This window comes from Phenylobacterium sp. Root700 (assembly GCF_001429025.1).
Taxonomy (GTDB): Bacteria; Pseudomonadota; Alphaproteobacteria; order Caulobacterales; family Caulobacteraceae; genus Phenylobacterium.
This window is the reverse complement of sequence record NZ_LMHT01000012.1, coordinates 89,060-109,363: the sequence shown is the minus strand read 5'-3', so window position 1 is coordinate 109,363 and position 20,304 is coordinate 89,060. Positions and strand designations below refer to the sequence as shown.

Annotated in this window: 9 protein-coding genes and 1 riboswitch; of the genes, 4 read left to right on the top strand and 5 right to left on the bottom strand. The window is 67.9% G+C overall.

What is annotated here, in order from left to right:
- The first annotated feature begins 14 nt into the window (after positions 1–14).
- Together ASE02_RS07945 and ASE02_RS07940 are read left to right on the top strand one after the other, a co-directional pair.
- Positions 15–2,945, top strand: coding sequence for an amidohydrolase family protein (locus tag ASE02_RS07945; RefSeq protein WP_200957637.1), 2,931 nt, complete (start codon positions 15–17; stop codon positions 2,943–2,945).
- Positions 2,942–5,989, top strand: a complete 3,048-nt coding sequence (locus tag ASE02_RS07940; protein WP_056732927.1) for an LpqB family beta-propeller domain-containing protein — start codon at positions 2,942–2,944, stop codon at positions 5,987–5,989. Before ASE02_RS07945 ends, ASE02_RS07940 begins: the two co-directional genes overlap by 4 nt.
- 258 nt (positions 5,990–6,247) lie before the next feature.
- Here ASE02_RS07940 and ASE02_RS07935 read toward each other — a convergent pair whose 3' ends face one another.
- On the bottom strand, positions 6,248–7,297 hold the full coding sequence (locus ASE02_RS07935; RefSeq protein WP_056732925.1) for an ornithine cyclodeaminase: 1,050 nt from the start codon (positions 7,295–7,297) through the stop codon (positions 6,248–6,250).
- A 154-nt stretch (positions 7,298–7,451) separates the two neighbouring features.
- On the opposite strand from ASE02_RS07935, the gene ASE02_RS07930 reads away from it, so the two are divergent.
- Positions 7,452–7,889 (top strand): Lrp/AsnC family transcriptional regulator, encoded by a 438-nt coding sequence (locus ASE02_RS07930; RefSeq protein WP_056732923.1) that lies wholly within the window; start codon positions 7,452–7,454, stop codon positions 7,887–7,889.
- 125 nt (positions 7,890–8,014) lie between these two features.
- On the opposite strand, the gene ASE02_RS23320 is transcribed toward ASE02_RS07930, so the two are convergent.
- The 4 genes from ASE02_RS23320 to ASE02_RS07905 all read right to left on the bottom strand — a co-directional run bounded on the left by ASE02_RS23320 (position 8,015) and on the right by ASE02_RS07905 (position 15,194).
- Entirely contained in the window at positions 8,015–8,842 is an 828-nt protein-coding gene (locus ASE02_RS23320) for a calcium-binding protein (RefSeq protein ID WP_369818533.1), read from the bottom strand.
- A 1,860-nt stretch (positions 8,843–10,702) separates the two neighbouring features.
- The coding region (locus ASE02_RS23315; RefSeq protein ID WP_369818532.1) for a DUF4347 domain-containing protein at positions 10,703–13,116 on the bottom strand (2,414 nt) is incomplete at its 3' end.
- A gap of 123 nt (positions 13,117–13,239) precedes the next feature.
- Positions 13,240–14,079: a sulfotransferase gene (locus tag ASE02_RS07910; RefSeq protein ID WP_056733201.1), complete on the bottom strand. Its 840-nt coding sequence runs from the start codon at positions 14,077–14,079 to the stop codon at positions 13,240–13,242.
- 92 nt (positions 14,080–14,171) lie between these two features.
- Positions 14,172–15,194 (bottom strand): helix-turn-helix domain-containing protein, encoded by a 1,023-nt coding sequence (locus ASE02_RS07905; protein WP_082601945.1) that lies wholly within the window; start codon positions 15,192–15,194, stop codon positions 14,172–14,174.
- Between the two features lie 194 nt (positions 15,195–15,388).
- Positions 15,389–15,463, top strand: a riboswitch (cyclic di-GMP riboswitch).
- Between the two features lie 115 nt (positions 15,464–15,578).
- On the opposite strand from ASE02_RS07905, the gene ASE02_RS07900 reads away from it, so the two are divergent.
- Positions 15,579–20,282 (top strand): autotransporter outer membrane beta-barrel domain-containing protein, encoded by a 4,704-nt coding sequence (locus tag ASE02_RS07900; RefSeq protein ID WP_056732915.1) that lies wholly within the window; start codon positions 15,579–15,581, stop codon positions 20,280–20,282.
- The last annotated feature ends 22 nt before the right edge of the window (positions 20,283–20,304 follow it).

Below are 20,304 nucleotides of genomic sequence, written 5' to 3'. Positions count from 1 at the left end.
GCCGCACGTTCAGCGTGACGGAGGGCACCAACTTCTCCGCGATGCTGTCGCCGGACGGCTCGCGGATCGCCATCGACCTGCAGGGCGATCTACGCATCCTTCCCGCCGGTGGCGGGGCGGCGAAGATCGTGCCGGGCCTGACCGAGGCCCGGCTTCCCTCCTGGTCCCCGGATGGAACCCTGCTCGCGTTCCAGCAGTATCTCGGCGGCTATTGGCACGTCTTCGTCGTCCGCCCGGACGGGACCGGCCTTCGGCAGATCACCTTTGGCGCCGCCGATGACCGCGAACCGGTCTGGGCGCCTGACGGCAAGTCCCTTCTCTTCTCGTCCGACCGCGCGGGGAATTTCGATGTCTGGCGGGTGGGCCTGGACCGGTCCTCGCCCATCCAGCTGACAACCGCGCCACAGGATGAGATCTACCCCGCGCTTTCGCCGGACGGCGCGCGGCTGGCCTTTGTCGCTGAGGCCGAGGGCGAGAGGGGCCGGGTGCTGAAAGTGCAGGACGCGGGCGGCTCGGTCCGAACCGTGGCGTCCGCACCGACCGAGATGGCTCTGCCGGCGTGGAGCGTGGACGGAAAATCCATCGCCTACATCGAGTATAAAGGGGGCAGCCTCGGCACCAAGGGCGCCTCGTCACTCCGGGTCGTCGATCTCGGCAAGGGGGCAAGCGCTACAGACACCGCGAAGGGTGAAGACGTTTTCGTGGGGCGACCGCAATGGTCCAAGGACGGCGGGCTGCTCTACACCGCCGATGGGAAGATCAAGCGCGGCCGCCCAGGCTCGGCGAAGGTCATCCCGTTCACGGCCGAGTTCACCGTCACGCCGGCGCCGGACTATGTCCGCAAGGTTCACGACTTCACATCGACCGCGGCCAAGCAGGCCAAGGGCATTCTGAATCCGGTGGTGTCGCCCGACGGCAAGCAGGTCGCGTTCGCGGCGCTCGGCGACCTCTGGCTGCTGACCATTGGTGATCCGAAGCCGGTGCGCCTAACCAATGACCCCTTCGTCGATATTGAGCCCGCGTGGTCTCCCGATGGCGGCAAGCTCGCCTATACGTCGGACCGCCGGGGCGTCGGCACCATGGATCTCTATGTCCGCGACGTGGCGAGCGGCAAGGAAGAGCGCCTCACCGAGACAGTGGAGAGCGTGGCGTCACCGGTGTTCTCACCGGACGGTCAACGGATCGCGCTGACCGCGCTGGCCTCCGACGACTGGCACGCCAATTTCCCGTACGTCCTCGACCTGAAGACCAAGGTGCTGCGCAAGATCCACGGTTGGACCTTCAAGCCGAGCGTCGTGAGCTGGTCGTCCGACGGCGAGGCGCTGAACTATGTGGTGCTGGCCAACAAGTCCCACCGTTTCCGCCACGGCTTCAACGAGATCTTCAACGTCCCGCTTGACGGATCGTCGCCGAAATACCTGACGCCGACGTCGGGCAAGTCACTCGGCATTCGCGCCAAGAACGGCGGGATCTACTCGCCCGACGGCCGGCACATGGCCTTTGTCGAGGATGGGGTCCTGTGGACCGTCGCCACCAATCCGCACGGCGGCTTCATCGCCACGCCTCGGCGCATGACCAACGATCTCGCCGATCAGCCCAGCTGGGCTGGGGATTCAAAGAGCATCGTCTATCAGTCCGCTGACGTGCTGAAGAGGATCTGGCTCGACGACGCTCGTATCGAAGACATTCCGCTAAACCTGGAATGGAGCAATGCGATCCCGCAGGGGCGCAAGGTGGTCCATGCCGGTCGTCTGTTCGACGGCGTGAACCTCGCCTATCGCGACAACGTCGACATCATCATCGACAACAACGTCATCACGGCGGTTGAACCTCACCAGGCCGGGCGGACCGGCGCGCAGCTCATCGACGCCTCCAAGAAGGTTGTCGTGCCCGGGATGTTCGAGAACCACATCCACAACTTCATCATCAACGGCGAGCAGACCGGCCGCATCGCGCTGTCGTTCGGGGTCACTTCGATCCGCGAACCGGGCGCCGAGCCGAGCGAGGGCCTGGAGGCCAAGGAAGCCTGGGCCAGCGGCCGACGCGCCGGACCGCGCCTCTTCACCACCGGCCTGATCGAAGGGCCGCGCCTCTATTACCCCATGTCGCTGCCGGTCAACTCGATGCCGGCCCTGGAGCTGGAGCTCGAACGCGCCAAACGGCTCGACTACGACTTCATCAAAACCTACGAGCGGCTCGACAACGCCTACCTGAAACGCTCGACGGAGGCGGCCCATGAAATGGGTATTCCGATCACCTCTCACGACCTCTATCCGGCCACGACCTATGGCGTGGACGCGATCGAGCATTTGGCGACCAGTGACCGCATCATCGTCAGCGACCGCCTCTCCGTGGGCGGCAAGATCTACGACGATGTCATGCAGCTCTATCGGCAGAGCAACATCATGGTGGTGCCGACCGCCCAAGGCTACAATCCGCTGGTCGGCTCCTACTATCTGCAGCGGCAGGGCAGGGCGTTTCGGGATGTCAAACAGCTCAAGCTGCTGGCGCCTCGGGTCTTGGCTTCGCGCTATCTGAAGGCGGCCATTGATGCGCAGGGGCTGGTCGACCCTGACCTTGGTGTCGCCGTGCCCAGCCCGGTTACGCGGCTCAAGCAGGCTGGCGTCGTAACGCCTCCAGGAACCGACACCTCCTTCTTCAATCTGGGCTTCGGCATCGTCGGGGAGCTTCAATATTATGTCGACCAGGGCTTCACACCCGCCGAAGCGCTGAAGTCGGCGACCTATCAGTCCGCCCAACTCAACAAGGTCGAAGACCGGCTTGGCAGCATCGCGGCCGGCAAGCTGGCCGACATGGTCATCGTCGACGGTGATCCACTGGCCAACGTGATGGACGTCCTCAACGTCGATCAGGTGATCAAGGACGGCCGCGTCTTCACTTTCGAACAACTCGCCGCCGGCGCCCAGCTTGGGAAAGCGCAATGAGAACCCGTATTTCACGCGCGGCGCTATGCGCGACGGCGGCCCTCGGCGCGGCGTTGCTGTTCACCGGCCCGGCGGCGGCCAAGGACGTCACCTTCAAGGTCAGCGAGGGCACGAACATGGCCGTCGCCGCCTCCGCGGACGGGGCCAAGCTGGCGCTGGATCTGCAGGGGCGAATCTGGGTGTTGCCGGCCCGGGGCGGCGAGGCCAAGCCGGTCACGCCGGTCATGGACGAGGCGCGTTATCCGGTCTGGTCGCCCGACGGCAAGTGGATCGCGTTCCAGTACTACGTCGACGAGAACTGGCACATTGCGCTGGTGCGCCCCGATGGGTCTGAGTTGCGCCAACTGACGTTCGGCTCGGTCGACGACCGCGAGCCGGCCTGGCGTCCCGATGGCAAGTCCATCGTGTTCAGCACCGACCGCGAGCGCAGCCTCGACCTGTGGGAAGTGGTCCTCGACGGTGGAGCGGTCGCGCCCATCACCAAGGGCTCGAACGACGACTACTATCCGGCGGTGTCGCCTGATGGGGCCAAGACCGCGTTCGTTCAGTCCGAACGTGGAACGACCAGCCTGATCGTGACGCAGGCCGACGGCAAGTCGACGACCTTGATCAGCGGCAAGGAGTCCCTGAGCCGGCCGTTCTGGAGCCCGGACGGCGGGCGCATCTCGGTCGTGGTCTACAATCCCAACCGCGGCCAGAGCCGGATCGACGTGATCGACGCGGCCTCCGGCAAGGTCGTGGCCAGCCGTGACAAGGGCGAGGACATCTTCCCCACGGGCGCTTCGTGGCTCGACGGCGGCCGTATAGCCTATGGCGCCGACGGCGGCATCCGCGTCTGGAAGCCGGGCGAGGACAAGGTGGCCAAGACGCCGTTCAAGGCGGCCTTCACGGTCATGGAACGGCCCAACTATCCCAAGCGGCGGATCGACCTCACCTCGACGGGGGACCGTCCGGTGCTAGGCGTCCTGCGGCCCATGGCCTCGCCCGACGGGCGGCAGATCGCGTTCACCGCGCTGGGCGATCTTTGGATGCTCAATGTCGGCGATCCCAAGCCGGTGCAGCTGACCAAGGACGCCTTCCTCGACCTCGACCCGACCTGGTCGCGTGACGGCAAGTCTCTGGCCTATGTGTCCGATCGGCGCGGTACGGGGACCATGGACCTCTATGTCCGCGACATGGCCACGGGCGCTGAGCGCCGGCTCACCCAGAGCGAAGAGGACATGCTGCAGCCGGCCTTCTCGCCGGACGGCAAGACCATCGCTGTCTTCATGCGCGACGCCGGCGACTGGCACGACGCCACCCTCTATCTCGTGGACGTCGCCACCGGGGCGATGAAGAAGGGCTACGACGCGCTCTTCCTACCGTCGGTTCCCTCATGGTCCGCCGACGGAACCAAGATCTCCGTCCTGTCGCTGCGGGTCTATTCGGATCGCTTCCGCAAGGGCGACAACGCCTTCTTCACCATCGACCTGAAGAGCGGGAAGGGGCGTTTCACGACGCCCGACGTCAACCGCTCGGTCTCCTCGCGCAGCCAGTTCGGGCCGATCTGGTCGCCGGACGGCACGCGGATGGCCTATATCCATGACGGTCTGCTGTGGAGCGCGGCCGTCGACGCCGACGCCAACATCATCGAGCCGCCGGTGCAGCTCAGCCGGGACTACGCTTCCTATCCAAGCTGGAGCGGGGACTCCAAGTCGCTGACCTATCTCGCCGGTCGCCGGCTGCAGCGTGTTCAGATCGACGACGGCCAGACCGAGGTCATCCCGATGACCATGACCTGGCGGCGTCCGGCCAACACCCAGCCCCTGGTCATCCAGGCTGGCAGGGTCTTCACCGGCGTATCGGACAAGTACCTGCACGACGTCGACATCGTCGTGGAAGACAATGTGATCAAGGAGATCGCGCCGCGCCGCGCCGAGTGGCCGGGGGCGAAGGTCATTGACGCGCGAAGCAAGACCGTCGTGCCGGGTCTGTTCCAGACCCACATTCACCAGTTCAACAGCGACGGCGCCAAGATGGACAAGGCGTGGCTGTCGTTTGGGGTCACGTCCGTGCGCGAGCCGGGCGCCGAGCCCTATGAAGCCCTGGAGCGGCGCGAGGCGTGGATGAGCGGCCAGCGCGTCGGTCCGCGCGAGTTCTACGCCAACATCCTTGAAGGCAACCGGCTATTCTACTGGATGAACACGGCCGTCGTGCCCAATGCGCAGCTGGAGATGGAGCTGCAGCGGGCGATCGATCTCGACTACGATTTCATCAAGACCTACGAGACGATGGATCACGAGGTGCAGAAGCGGATCGTTGATTTCGCCCACACCCATGGCTTGCCGGTGGCGTCTCACGAGCTCTATCCGGCCGCCGTCTACGGCGTCGATGCGGTCGAGCACTTCGGCACGCGCGACCGGATGGAGTTCGCCGACCGCATCTCGATCAGCCGCAAGGTCTATGACGACGTCGTGCAGATCCAGGCCCGCTCGGGCATGTACATCAGCCCCACCACCGCCGGTCGTGCGCCTCAGGCCACCTACATGACCCAGATGGACAAGCATATCGGCATACTGGATCTGCCGCAGGTGAAGTCCTTCGCTCCTCGCTACACGCGCGCACACGCGGACATGATGGGGTACATGCACAGCCTCTACGGCGACAGCGGCCCCACCCAAGAACGCAACGAGCTGGCCTCTCTGGCGAAAATGAAGAAGGCCGGCGTGGTGTTCGGCACTGGGACCGACGGCGGCACTCTACAGGACGGCTATTCGGTGATCATGGAGATGATCCACTTCGCCGAGGCGTTCGGCCCCTATGAGGCCCTGCGCGCGGGCACCATCGACTCCGCCCGCATCACTGGCGTCGATCAGTATCTGGGCAGCATCGAAACCGGAAAGATCGCCGACATGGTGGTGGTCGACGGCGATCCGCTGAAGAATGTCGCCGACCTCTACAAGGTCGATACGGTCATCAAGGACGGCCGCGCCTATCCGCTCGCGGACCTGCTGGGCCACTATGATCGCACCATGGCCCGGCGTTCTTCCAGCCCCGAGCAGTAGAAGCCTTAGGGCGCTGCAGGGGGCCTCTCCCCTGCAGCGCTTGAGTTATGAGACGCAGCGCTCGATCCGCCTGTGGGCGCGATAGGCGGGGATGGCGCATCACGCCGCAGGTCTTCTCGGCGAGAACCGCCCTGGGCCGGCTTCCAGACCGCAACGCTCCAGAAGGTCGCGCTAATGCGCCAGGTTCAATCGTAGCGCCGCACCCGCATCAGAAGGGCTCCGTTCAACGAACGGAGCCCTATGACGTCGATGCGCCGCCTAGGCGGCCGCTCGCTGAAGCATCCCGTAGAGGTCACGGGGATCGTCCGGGTCAGCGAGGATGTCGATTTGCTGGAAGAAGTCCGTGCCCTTCAGCTTGGCGTGGATGTAGCGCAGCGCCGAAAAGTCTTCGATCGCAAACCCAACGCTGTCGAACAGGGTGATCTGCCGGGCGTCGTTGCGGCCTTCGGCGTCGCCGCTCAGGACCCGCCAGAATTCGGTGACCGGATAGTCGGCGTCCATCTGCTGGATCTCGCCTTCGATGCGGGTTTGAGGCTCGAACTCAACGAAGGTGTCCGCCCGCGAGAGGATGTCCTTGTGCAATTCGGTCTTGCCCGGGCAGTCGCCGCCGATCGCATTGATGTGGACCCCAGGGCCGACCATGTTGTCGGTCAGGATGGTCGCGTAGGCCTTGTCGGCCGTGCAGGTCGTGATGATGTGAGCGCCTTGGATGGCCTCTTGCGAGGTGCTGCAGGCGACGACGCGCAGGCCGCTGTCGCGGAGATTCTTGGCCGCCTTTTCCGTCGCCTTTGGATCAACGTCGTAGAGCCGGACCTCCTCGATGCCGATGACGGCCTTCATTCCCAGAGCTTGGAATTCCGCCTGGGCGCCGTTGCCGATCATGGCCATGACTTTCGAGTCCTTCGGCGCCAGATATCGCGCGGCCATCGCCGAGGTCGCCGCGGTGCGCAGCGCGGTCAGCAGCGTCATCTCCGAGAGCATGAGCGGATAGCCAGTATCCACGCGGGCCAACAACCCAAAGGCTGTGACCGTCTGGTAGCCTTTCGCCGTGTTGCTCGGGTGCCCGTTCACATATTTGAAGCTGAAAGCTTCGCCGTCAGAGGTCGGCATCAACTCGATCACGCCCTCCTGGGAGTGCGAGGCAAGGCGGGGCGTCTTCTCGAACAGGTCCCAGCGACGATAGTCGGCTTCGACGGCGTCGGTGAGTTCGAGCAACAGCTTCTCGATGCCGAAACTGTGCACCAGGCGCATCATGTTCTCGACACTTACGAAGGGAATGTAGGCGAGCTGAGAGGGTGCAGGCGGCATGGGTATCCTTCGGGACTGTGGTTACAGCCCCAAATTACCTTCCCGCGCCGTCAGCCAAAATCTCAGTATGGATTCCAAAAACGTCGGTTTATGATCATGTTGTATAGTGCGGTTGATCATTCCGCCGATCGGGCGCGCGCGGAGGCCGGGAACTATGGGATTCGCGAAATTCATCCCAGACGATCTTGATCGTCGGATCATCGCGCATCTTCGCGCCGATGGACGGGCCTCGCTGTCGAAGCTTGCCGATGCGTTGGGGGTTGCGCGGGGAACTGTGCAAAACAGGCTGGATCGCCTGCTCGAAACCGGCGCGCTGCTCGGTTTCACCGTGCGTGTGCGAGAGGACTATGACGATCTGACCGTCCGCGCCGTGATGATGATCGAGGTGATCGGAAAATCGACGACGCAGGTCATCCAGAGACTTCGTGGCATCGTGGAGATCCGCACGCTGCACACCACCAACGGAAACTGGGATCTCGTCGCCGACATTCGCGCGGCCAGCTTGCCGGACTTCGATCGCGTTTTGCGGGAGGTGCGGATGATCGATGGCGTCGCCAACAGCGAGACGAGCCTTCTATTGAGCACGGTCTAGAGACCCGGCCACTCGCCCGCAGACACCCAGGCAAGCGCGTTCAGCCAAGCCCGCAAGCGGCGGGGCGGCTGTGCAGGGCGCCGCGCAAGGCGTTGACGCCCTGCGCGGCGCAAGCCCTGCCGTCGTCAGACAAACCAGTCTTGGGTGACCGCACTGACGGCGACGCCGTTCAGGATGACGCTTCCGCCTCCGGCCAGGGTGATGACGGCGTCGCCGCCGGCTGAAGCCGCTACCGACCAGTTCGCGGTTTGCGAGCCGAACTCGAGGGAGATCCGGTCGCCCCCGGCGTAGGAGAAGTCGGTGATGACGTCCGCGCCGTCACCGGCGCGGAAGATGAACCTGTCCGCCCCGGTTCCGCCCGACAGCGTGTCCGAGCCCTGGTCGCCCCAGAGGCGATCGTCGCCATCGCCGCCGTTGAGGACATCGGCGTCCTGTCCGCCGCGGAGGACATCGGCGCCCTCGCCGCCCGACAGGGTGTCGCGACCCTGGTTGCCTTGCAGGGTGTCGTCGCCGCGCTCGCCGCTGATGCTGTCGTCGCCGCCGTCGCCGGAGATGAGGTCAGCGAGATCTTCACCGCGGTTTTGGCCGTCGCCGCCGATCAGGGTGTCTTGCCCTGCGCCGCCATGGATCGTGTCGGCGCCGAAGTCGCCTTGGACCCAGTCGTCGCCCAGATCGCCAAAGGCGAGGTCGTTGTCCTTGCCGCCGAACACGAAGTCGTCGCCCTGGCCGCCCAGGACGGTGTCGTCGCCTTGGTTGCCTTGGACGAAATCGGCTCCCTGGTTGCCCTGGACGTTGTCGGCGTCCGCGCCGCCGAAGACCTGATCGCCGTCCTCGCCGCCGAAGACCGTGTCGTCGCCTGCGTCGCCGTAGAGCTTGTCGGCGCCGCCCTTGGAGCCAACGGTGTCGCCGCCGCCGCCGCCATGCAGTTCATCGTCGTCAGCGCCCAGCAGCATGTACTGGCTCTGCCCGTCGCCCCAGACATGTTGCGAACCATCACCGCCGACGAGCCGGACGGGGCCGACGACGGCCGCGAACTCGACGTTCTGTAACTGGATCGCCGTGCCGGGCGGCAGGCCACGGGCGTCGATGACCAAGGCCGTCATGGGAGAGCCCGGCGTCGCGGGCGCGCCCGTGATGACCAGCGGCTGGTCGGGCGCGCCGGTGTTGGCGGCCAGGGTCGGGGTCAGGGTCTGAACCAGCAGCGGCGTGTCGGCCGACAGCCCCTGCAGGAATCCGGAACCGGCTTCGACCAGTTGGGTCTGGTCGAGGGAGCCGCCGGCGCTGTGAGCCCGGATTTCCCGGAGGAGGGCGTTCAGCGAACTTCCGGCGGCCGCCGGAGCGGACCCGCCATTGACCTGGAGTCCAAAGCCGGCCGGGACCTGGACGCTCAGCAGCTCGACGCCGTTGCTCCCGGTCACCAGCGGAATATCGGCCACGGCGGCGCCGCCGACATCGTCCGGACGCGACGAGGTCACGATCGGCACGACGATGGTCTGGGTGGGTTGCCCCTCGGGGCTGACGCCGGTCTGAACCTCGATGCTGACGCCGTCCACCGTCTCGGTCGTCGGGGGAGGGGTGGGATCTGGGGGCGTGGGAAGGGGCGGCGCGACCGCGGCCGTGGCCGGGGAGGTCACGCTCTCGACCGTCCCGCCGAGGTCGGTGTAGCCGGCGACGACGGTGATGACCTTGCCAAGCTGGACGCTGGTCAGATTGAAGCTGGCGCCGGTGGCGCCGCCGATATCGACGCCGTCGGCCCGCCATTGATAGGAAATCGCCCCGCCCGCTATCCCGTCGGGGTCAATGATGGTGCTGCTGACGCTGAGGGTCTGGCCCTGGGCGACCGAGCCGTTGATGGCGAGCGATCCGGTCGGCGCGTCGTTGACGTTCGCGATCAGGCCTGTGGCCGGCGACGCCACGCTTTCGGCGTGGGCTGCGCCGTCGGTGTAGCTGGCGACCACGCTGACCGCCTTGCCGACCTGGGCCTGGCCAAGGGTCAGGGTCGCGGCGTTGGCCCCGGCGATGTCCACGCCGTCGGCCTTCCACTGGTAGGTGACGACGCCGAGGCCGTCGAGGTCGGCCAGCGTGTTGGACGCGGTCAGGACCTGGCCCTGGGTCGGCGCGCCAGCGATGGCCACCGTTCCGGTCGGGGCGTCATTGGCGTCCGCGACGGCCGCGGTCGTCGCGGAGGTCGAGGTCTCGGCGGTTCCCCCGCCGTCGGTGTAGCTGGCCTGCACGGAGATGGCCTTGCCGACCTGCGCCTGGCCGAGCGTGAAGGTCGCGCCCGTCGCGCCGCCAATGTCGGCGCCGTCGGCCTTCCACTGGTAGGTGACGACGCCGAGGCCGTCGAGGTCGGCGAGCGTGTTGGAGGCGCTCAGGGTCTCGCCCTGCGTCGCCGTTCCAGCGATGGCGACCGCGCCGGTCGGTGCGTCATTGACGTTGGCGACCAGGGCAGTGGCCGAGGACGTCCGGCTTTCGACGGCGCCGCCGCCGTCGGTGTAGCTCGCGACCACGGTGATGGCCTCGCCNGACCTGCGCTTGGCCGAGCGTGAAGGTCGACCCGGTCGCGCCGCCGATATCGACCCCGCCGGCTTTCCATTGATAGGTGACGACGCCCAAGCCGTCGGCGTCGGCCAAGGTGTCGCCGGCGCTCAGCACCTGGCCCTGGGTGGCCGTCCCGCTGATCGTGACGGCGCCGGTCGGCGCGTCGTTGATGTTGGCCACGCTCGCCGTCGCCGCCGAGGTCATGGTCTCAGCGGTCCCGCCGACGTCGGTGTAGCTGGCCGCCACGGTGATGGTCTTGCCGACCTGCGGCNTGGCCGAGCGTGAAGGTCGACCCGGTCGCGCCGCCGATATCGACCCCGCCGGCCTTCCACTGATATTGGACCGTTCCCATCCCATCGGGATCGGCCAGGGTGTTGGCGACGGTCAGGGTTTGACCTTGGGTGGCCGCGCCGCTGATCGTCACCGAACCGGTCGGGTCGTCATTGACATCGGCCACGGCGCCCGTCGCCGCTGAACTCGCACTTTCCGCCGTCCCGAGGGTGTCGGTGTAGCTGGCGGTCACGGTGATGACCTTGCCGACCTGGGCCTGACCAGGCGTGAAGGTCGAACCCGTTGCGCCGCCGATGTCGGCGCCGTTGGCCTTCCACTGGTAGCTGATCGTCCCCAGCCCGTCAGTGTCCGCCAAGGTGTTGGAGGCGGTAAGGATCTGGCCCTGGGTGGCGGCGCCGCTGATCGACACCGCGCCGGTCGGCAGGTTGTTGGGCGGAACATTGACGGTGACGCTGGCGTCGGCCGCGCCGGCGCTCAGCGACGCGACCGCCGCGCCGCCATTGTCCTTGACCGGACCGGCGCCCAGGGTGATCGCATAGGTGTTGTTGTCGGCGTTGTCCCAGGTCCCGCCAGGCGGCGTGAACGTATAGTCGACGACCGTCGTGGCGGTTCCCGACCCTGAAACGATGTTGAAGCTGGCGGCGCTCAGGCTGCCGAGCTTGACGTCGTTGACGCCGATCGTGGCAGCGTCGATGGTTCCGTCGGTGTCGGCATAGCTGAGGCGCAGCACATAGGCGGCGCCGGCCGCGGTGACGTCCGGCGCGCTGGCGATGGTCGCCGTCGGCGCGGCGTTGGGGTCATAGTTGGTGTCCAGCGAGCCGAGATTGTGGAGGTTGGCCTGCGCGCCGCCCGCCGATCCAGCGCCCTGGCCGGTCCCGCCCGCGCCGCCCCCGCCGCCATTGGCGCTCAGGGCGCTATAGCTGGAGCTGTCGAACTTCAGGACGCCGGAAGCGGAGTTCCAGACCCCGCCGACCCCTTGGCCGCCGTCCCCGCCGAGGCCGACGAACCCGGTCCACCCGCCGCCGCCGCCGCCGCCGCCGGCCCCGACATTGTTCGTGATCACCGATCCGAGCAGGGTCAGCGAGCCGCTGTTGTAGATCGCGCCGACCGCCGAACCGCCGACCGCGCCATGGCCCTCATAGCTTCCGCCGCCGCCGCCGCCGCCGATCGAGATGGTCGCGTTGGCCGTTCCGCCGGCCCCGCCGGCCATATAGCCGTCAAGGGTTCCCCCAGCGCCGCCGGTCGATGACCCGCCCCGCCCGCCGAACGTGCTGCTTGGGGGCGAGCTGTAGTCGCCGCCAATACCGCCGGCGCCAGGTACGCCAGGCGCGTAAGGTATGCCAGGCGCGCCTGGCCAGAAGACGCCAGCGGAACTGCCTTCGCCGCCGTGCCCGCCGGGCATCGTTCCCAGGGGACCGCCGCCGCCGCCGCCGCCGCTGCCGTAGCCATAGGTTCCCCCCGGACCGCCGCCGCCGCCGCCGCCCGATGCGCCGTTTGAGGTGATGGTGACGCCGCTCAGCGTCAGGGCGCCGCTATTCTTCAGGCCGGCCCCGAAGGCGCTGCCGCCGGCCGCGCCATGGTCGCCGCCGTCCGCCGCGATCAGGCCCTCGCGCAGGGTCAGGTTGGAGATCGAGACGGTTCCGGACCGCACTTCGAGCACGCGGCCAAAATAGTTGGCGTCCAGGTTATGGCCGCCGCCGACGATTTGCAGCGTCTGGCCGTCGGTGATGTTGATGTCCACCATCGTGTCGTGGGCGTCGGTGGCGCTGGCGAGCGTGTCGCCGTCCACGGTGGCCGCGATGTCGCCGGTCAGGGTGATGGTGTCGGCCACGCCGTTGGTCGCGGCCGTCGCCAAGGCCGCCTTCAACTCGGCGAGCGTTGAAACGCTGAAGGTCGCCAGCTTGGTCGCGAACAAGGTCAAGGCCGTGGTGTCGATGGCTGATGAGGCGGCCACGTCGCCGGTGGTGATCTCCAGCCGCCAGTCGCCGCCAACCGGCGCGCCGCCGGTCGCATCGTCGGACGCGGCGATATCGGCGCCGGTCGCCCCGGCCAGGGCGTTGACGAACGCCGAACCCATTTCGCCGGCGCCGACATCGCAGCCCCAGATATGGATGTCGCCGTCAGGGGTGAGGGCGCGGCCGATGCTGGCGAGCTGATCGCTGTAGCTGGCCAAATTGCCGGCATGCAGAGGCCCGTCCCCCAGGAGCAGGACGCCAGCGTCGCCGTGGCCGACGAGATGGATGGCGCTTACATTCGTGCGGCCCGCCAGGGCTTCGACGATCTGGAGGAGGCCGTCCTCGCCCGGATCGATGAACACGACCTGGGCGTTGGGATCGGCGGCCGCGGCGATGGACTTGTAGTCGCCGACCCTGGTGTCGATGAAGATGAATTCCACGGGCTGATCGCCCAGCGACACATCAGGGGAAAGCGGCACGGTACGATACTCCAGAGGAGCGCCGTGTTTCCGCCGCAATTGGTTTCACGAAGGTTAGCGTAGGTTGTATTTCTGTTAATATCTCTAGCTGCGCGAGCTAGGCCCCGGATTGGCGGCGATCACATGAGCGCGACTGTCGCCGAGGTCTCGCCAGAACGACATGGCGTCCAGGCGCGCGAACAGGTCCGGCGGGAGGATGGATGTTCGCTGGACCGGGGCGACGCGAGGGCGGACATGGTGCAGGCCGGGCAGTCCGAGCGCCTGATCGAATTCAGGCGCATCGAACTCGATGTTCTCCAGGTCATGCTCGAAGCGCGGCTCGCCGATGAAGTCGTAGATCAGGTCCAGCACCTTCGCCGGAGACGCTGTCAGCAGGTCGAAATCGACCAGCAGCAGGTTGTCGGCGTGCTCGCCATAGACCGCTTCCTTCAGGGCCGACCAGGCGAAGCCGACGAAGCGGTCGTTCTGCGCCAGCGCGTCGACCCGGGTGAACACCGTGGCGCGTTCTGAGTCGTTGTTGAACAGGCGGCTTTCGTGGAAGGCGTGCTCGCGGGTCAGGCGCTCGATGCTGTCCATCACCCAGGCGACGCTGCGCACGCAGCAGATCACCTTGGAGTCTGGGAAGAGCCGCTTCAAGGCGGGCAGGCGGGCGCACCAGGAGCGGTTGGTGTCGATGATCAGGCGCTTATCCTGCTGGTCTTGATAATAGGCCGCGAACAGGCCGCGCAGAATGCGTTCGCGGTGCGCGTCGGTCATCAGGACCGACGTCTCGGCCCAGGCCCCCATGGCGTTGCGGGTGGCGTGAAAGAGCTGCCCGACCGGGCTGGAGATGCCGGCGGATACGGCGGGGTTCTGGCGCAGCAGAGCGGCCAGGAGGGTCGAGCCGGAGCGCGGCAGGCCCGAGATGAAATGATACTGGCTCATGGCCGGTATCTGACGCGATTCTGGAACGCGCGCGGCCATGATCGGGGTTCCCTCACGGCGCCGGCCAACAGGCCGCGACAAACCGGCGGCCCCTAGCGATCGCCAGCCCGGGCGTGTTGGGCGAAGTGGCCGCGCAGGTCCGCGCCGTCCGCGGCCATGATCCATGGTGGGCGGCGTCCGCCGAGGACGTCGGTCGGCGTGCAGTCGAACCGGGCGCGGAAGGCCCGCGAGAACTGGCTGCTGCTGGAAAAGCCCAGGTCGTGGGAGAGGGCGGTTATCGACCGGCCGGCGGGATTGTGTTGGGAGAGTTCACGCAATGCGGCGTCGAGGCGACGACCGCGGATCACGCTGACCACGCCGCCGTCCGCCTCGAACATCCGGTAGAGGTGCGCGCGCGACACCTGGAAGCGCTCCAGCAGCAGCTTGGGGCCCAGGGCGGGCTCGAACAGGTGCTGGTCGATGAAGGCCAGGATGCGCGGCCGCAGCACCCGGCCGACCGTGGGCGTCTCCACGAGGGCGGGGTTCTTGCGCATCACGACGGTGGCGACCAGGTCGACGGCGGCGTCCTCCAGGGCGAGCGCGTCGGCGTCGTCCAGTTCGGGCGCCAGCTCCGACAGGCTGGTGAGGAAGTCGGCCAGCAACCGGGTCAACGGATCTCGCGCCAGCAGCACGTAGCCATGCGGGATGTGACCGCCGAGGCGCCGCGCGATCCGTTCGCGCGGGAGCACCAGGGTGATGGTCGCGCCGAGCGAGACGGTGCTGTCGAACGGGCGGGCGAGGTCGCGGATGCAGATGTCGCCGGGGCCGGCGCGATAGGCCGCGCCGTCGCAATCGCCCTGCACCTGCCCCTGAAGGAACAACTGGACCATGCACTGGTCCAGACCGCCGGCGACGATCAGCCGCCGCTCGCGCGTATTGCGCTGCGCGTTGAAGCTGGTCGGCCCGATGATCAGGGCGCCCACCGCATGGGCGATCAGCGAGCCTTCAAGCTGCAGGGGGCTTTGGTCGTCGACGGCGCGTGTCTCGAACGCGGGCCGGGTCACCTCGCGCCAGAAATCGTTGCGGTGTTCAGGCTCAACCTGCTCGGTCGTAATGAACACGCTTGGCGACGGCACTGGGCATTCCTCAGTTCAGCGCTCCGCGACGGGGCGCCTCACGTGCAAGTTCTAGTTGAACGAGTGGCGCCGCGTCCACCCGTGAGACGCGGCGTCAATTGAAATGGGACCTGAGGGAAAGCCGGCCGACCAGAACTGTGGGACAAGCGGGCAAGGCGACGCTTACAGCGCGCCGTGAGCGTGGGGTCCTTGCGATCTCGAAAAGGCAAACCGCCGGCGACGACGGGACGCAAAGCCTCCGGCCTCCTTGAGGTAGCGGGGTTACCGAAGGGACCTGCTGTTGAGGCGCGCCGCCGTCCATCGTCAGATTTCGACCCGTCTCCCTGCCGGCCCGACCGTGTTTTCAGGGCGTGTCCGCACGCCCGCCGTCCGAAGGATCAGAGTATGCGTAACCAATGGAATTGCTCGGTGCGGCAGGGACTGCTGACCGGGGCTTCGATCGCCTGCCTCGCCGCCGCGCTGGCGACAGCGGGCCAAGCCGTGGCGGCCGACAAGTACTTTGCCTCATCCGCGTCAGGGGTGAACATGAACTCGGGTAATGGCGGATTCAATCTGCTGGTCGGCCCGACCGACCGGGCCGTCTACAACGCGGCCGTCGCGGGCACGTCGACGCTCTGGACCAACAAAACGATCGACGGAATCCTCGTGGAGGCGCCTTACACGGGCGCGGTGTTTGCGCGCTCGCTCCTCGCCGGTGAAGGCGTGCTGACCCTGGCCGGCTCCACCGGGATCGGTATCGAGAGTCATGTGGATCGCGAGATCAACATTCTCAACAAGGTGGCGCTCGGCGCGAGCCAGGAATGGCGGCTGGACAGCACCATCGGCAGCCTGCGCCAACTGACGAACCGCACCGCCGACTTCAATCTCAATCTCAACGCCCGCATCCTCACGCTGAACGCGATCAACGCAGGCAACAGCTTCTACCTGGGGACGCCGATCACCGGGACCGGGAGCCTGGCGATCCAAGGCCTGGGCACGACGTTCCTGAGCGGGGCCAACCTGTTCACCGGCGGGATCGCGCTGAACGGCGGGCGGTTGTCGGTGGCGAGCGGCGCCAATCTGGGCGACGCGGCCGGACCGCTGACCTTTGGCGGGGGCGAGCTGGAGATCACCGGAACGAGCTTCGCCGCCTCTGCGCGTGGCGTGACGCTGGGCGCGGCGGGTGGGGCGATCAAGGTCTCCGACGCCGGCGCCGATGTGACGTTCAGCGGGGTGATGGGCGGGGCCGGCGGCCTGACCAAGCGCGGTGACGGCGCGCTGACCCTGAGCGGCGTCAACACCTTCACCGGCGACACGGTCGTGGAGGCCGGCGTCCTGGCCCTGGATGGCGTGGGCGCGCTCGGCGGCTCGCGGGTGCAGGGCGACAGCGTGTTCGACATTTCGGGAGCGACGAACGCGCAGGTCAAGTCGCTGGCCGGGGACGGCATGGTGAGACTTGGCGCGCGGACCCTGACCCTGACGGCGGCCGGCGATGACTTCGGCGGTCTGATCGAGGGAACCGGCGGACTAACGCTGGACGGCGGCACGCAGACCCTGAGCGGCGACAACACCTATATCGGCGCCACGATCGTCAACGGCGGCGTGTTGCGCATCAACGGCGACCAGTCGGCGGCCACCGGGCTGACGACGGTGAAGACCGGCGGCGCGCTGGGCGGCTCGGGGACGGTCGGCGGCGACGTGCTGGTCGAGGACGGCGGCAAGCTGGCGCCCGGCAACAGCCCTGGGACCCTGACCATCCTCGGGGACCTGACCCTGGACCCGGCCGCGGTGCTCGACTTCGAATTCGGCCATTCGAACGTGGTCGGCGGGCCGATGAACGACCTGGTGAAGGTCGGCGGGGACCTGCGCCTGGACGGGACGGTCAACGTCACCCTCACGGCCGGCGGGGTGTTCGATACGGGCCTCTACCGGATCGCCTCTTATGGCGGCGGGCTGGACAACCAGGGCCTGAGCATCGGCACGACGCCGGGTGGCGTGCCCGTGACCGTGCAGACCGTGATCCCGGGCCAGGTGAACCTGGTCAACACCGGCGGCCTGACCGTCAACTTCTGGGACGGCGACGCTCCCGGCGGTTCCGGCAACAGCCGGGTCGACGGCGGCGGCGGGACCTGGACGGGCGCCAGCGGCAACTGGACCACCGGCACCGGCGCGGTGAACAACACCTACACGCCCGGCGATTTCCTGATCTTCGCCGCCGCGCCAGGGACGGTGAACGTCGGCACGGTCACCACCAGCGGCGGCCTGCAGTTCGCCGTGGACGGCTATCGCCTCACAGGCGGGACGATCACCCTTTCCAGCGCCGGACGGACCTTCCGGGTCGGCGACGGCACGGCGGACGGCAAAAACTATGTGACGACCATCGACTCGCGGCTCATCGGCGCGGGCGGCGGCATCACCAAGACCGACCTCGGCACGCTGATCCTAAGCGGCGCCAACACCTACAGCGGCGTCACCGACGTCCAGGCCGGGACCTTGCTGTTCAACGGCTCAATGGCCGGGAGCGGTTCGGCCTTGGTCGTCGGCGCCAACGGGACCGTCGGCGGAACGAGCAGGTCCCGTGGCGGCGCCATCAGCGGAACCCTGGCGCCCGGAGGGCTGACCACGCCTGGGACGCTGACCTTCAACGGCCCCCTCACCCTCAACTCGGGCGCGACCTTGCGCTACCGATTGGGCCAGGCGGACACGCCCGGCGGCGCGCTCAACGACCTGGCGGTGGTCAACGGCGCCCTGACCCTCGATGGGACGCTGAACGTCACGCAGAGCGCCGGCGGCAGCTTCCTGCAGGGCGTCTATCGCCTGATCAACTACTCCGGGATCTTGACCGATAACGGGCTGGACGTGGGGACACTGCCGACCGGGTTCACAGGCGTGATCCAGACCTCAATCGCCAAGGAAGTGAACCTGATCGCTTCGGCCGTGCCGGCACCGGGCGGCGGCGGTGGCGGTGGAGGAGGCGGCGGCGGCGTCACGCCCCCGCCCCCACCACCGGAGTTCGTGTTCTGGGACGGTGACGCCGGCGCGGCGGGCGACGGCGCGGTCAGCGGCGGCGACGGGGTCTGGCGCGCGGCGTCGGGCAACTGGACGACCGCGAGCGGCGCGCAGAACGGCGCCTTCTCCAACCCACGCTTCGCGATTTTCGCCGGGAGCGCCGGCACGGTGCGGCTCGACGGCTCCAGCGGCCCGATCGAGGTGAGCGGGGCGCAGTTCGCCGCCGACGGCTATCGCCTGACCGGCGATGCGCTGCACCTGGGCGCCGGAGAGAACATCATCCGGGTCGGCGACGGCACGAACGCCGGCGCGCAGTTCCAGGCGACCCTGGACGTGGCGGTCACGGGCGCGGGCGGGCTCAACAAGGCCGACGGCGGGACGCTGACCCTGACCGGAGAGAACACCTATGCCGGGGGCACGCGGGTCAGCGGCGGGACCCTGCGCGTCGGGGCTGGAGGAACCAGCGGCTCGATCCTAGGCGACGTGGTCGTGGGCGGCGCGCTGGTCTTCGAGCGCTCGGACGATGTCGCGTTCAGCGGCGTGATCTCGGGCGCGGGAACGCTCGTGCAGGCGGGCGCGGGCAAGACGACGCTGATCGCCGACAGCTCCGCCTTCGCGGGGCGGACCGAGGTGCGAACCGGCGCCTTGGCCGTCGACGGCGCCCTGGGCGGAACGCTTGAGGTGCTGGCCGGAACCCGGCTGGAAGGAACCGGACAGGTTGGATCGACCACCAACCGCGGCTTGATTGGTCCCGGCCATTCGATCGGAACCCTGACCATCGCCGGCGATTATGTCGGCGACGGCGGCGGCCTGGAGATCGAGGCGACGCTGGGCGACGACAGGTCCGCCGCCGACCGGCTGGTCGTGACCGGCGCGACCCACGGCGAGAGCGCGGTGAGCATCGTGCGCCGGGGCGGCGTGGGCGCGGCCACCGTGGCCGGCATCCGTGTGATCGAGGTCGGCGGGGCGTCGAACGGCGTCTTCACCCTGGCCAACCCCGACTATGTGATCGAGGGGCGGCGGGCGCTGATCGCCGGCGCCTACGGCTATGTGCTGGCCAAGGACGACGGCGGCTGGAGCCTGCGTTCGAGCCTGCCCGCGCAACCGGCGCCGCCGGCCACGCCGGTGACGCCCTCGACGCCGGAGGTCACGCTCTATCAGCCCGGCGTACCGGTCTATGAGGCGCTGCCGCGGGTGCTGAACGCGCTCAGCGGCGTGGGAACCTTGCGCCAGCGGACCGGCGAGCGGCAATGGTCGGGTGAAGAAGGCGCGAGCGTCTGGGGGCGGCTGGAGGGCCGGCATCTGCACGCCGAGCCGAAGGCCTCCGCCAGCCTGAGTGACCTGGACGTCGACAGCTGGAAGATGCAGTTCGGCGTCGAGCGGGCCCTGGGCGAGGCGATGGCCGGCGGTCAGCTGGTGGGCGGCCTGACGGCCCACTATGGCGAGGGCACGGCGGAGGTCGGCTCGCGCTTCGGTGACGGCGACATCGACACCAAGGCCTATGGCGTGGGCGCGACCCTGACCTGGTACGGGGCCGGCGGCGGCTATCTGGACGCCCAGGCCCAGGCGAGCTGGTTCGACAGCGACCTGACGTCGGATCTGCTGGGACGTCGGGCCGACGGCGTCGGCGGCCAGGGCTATGGCCTGAGCCTGGAGGCGGGCCGGGCGTTCGCGGCCGGCGGCGGGCTCAGCCTCACGCCCCAGGCGCAGATCACCTATTCCAGCACCGACTTCGACTCCTTCGTCGATCCGCTGGCGACGGCGGTGTCGGCCGGCGAGGGCGAGAGCCTGCAGGCGCGGGCCGGCCTGGCCCTGGATCATCGACGCAGCTGGCAGGACGCCGGCGGCCGGACCCGCAGCCTGCGGCTCTACGGCCTGGCCAACCTCTCGTACGAGTTCCTCGACGGGACCTCGGCGCGGGTGGCCGGCGTGTCGGTCGGCGGGCGCGACGAGCGGCTGCGGGGCGGCCTGGCCCTGGGCGGCGGCTACGACTTCGGCCGCTACTCGCTGTTCGGCGAGGCGGCGGCGGACACCAGCCTGTCGGGCTTTGGCGACAGCTACGGCTTCAACGGCTCGGCTGGGTTCCGGATGCGATTCTGATCAGAAAGGGCTGTCACCCGAC

Coding starts and splice junctions, on each gene's coding strand:
- ASE02_RS07940 (WP_056732927.1), top strand. CDS start 2,942: ATGAGAACCCGTATTTCACGCGCGGCGCTATGCGCGACGGCGGCCCTC.
- ASE02_RS07935 (WP_056732925.1), bottom strand. CDS start 7,297: ATGCCGCCTGCACCCTCTCAGCTCGCCTACATTCCCTTCGTAAGTGTC.
- ASE02_RS23320 (WP_369818533.1), bottom strand. CDS start 8,842: ATGCTGCTGGGCGCTGACGACGATGAACTGCATGGCGGCGGCGGCGGC.
- ASE02_RS07930 (WP_056732923.1), top strand. CDS start 7,452: ATGGGATTCGCGAAATTCATCCCAGACGATCTTGATCGTCGGATCATC.
- ASE02_RS07900 (WP_056732915.1), top strand. CDS start 15,579: ATGCGTAACCAATGGAATTGCTCGGTGCGGCAGGGACTGCTGACCGGG.
- ASE02_RS07910 (WP_056733201.1), bottom strand. CDS start 14,079: ATGAGCCAGTATCATTTCATCTCGGGCCTGCCGCGCTCCGGCTCGACC.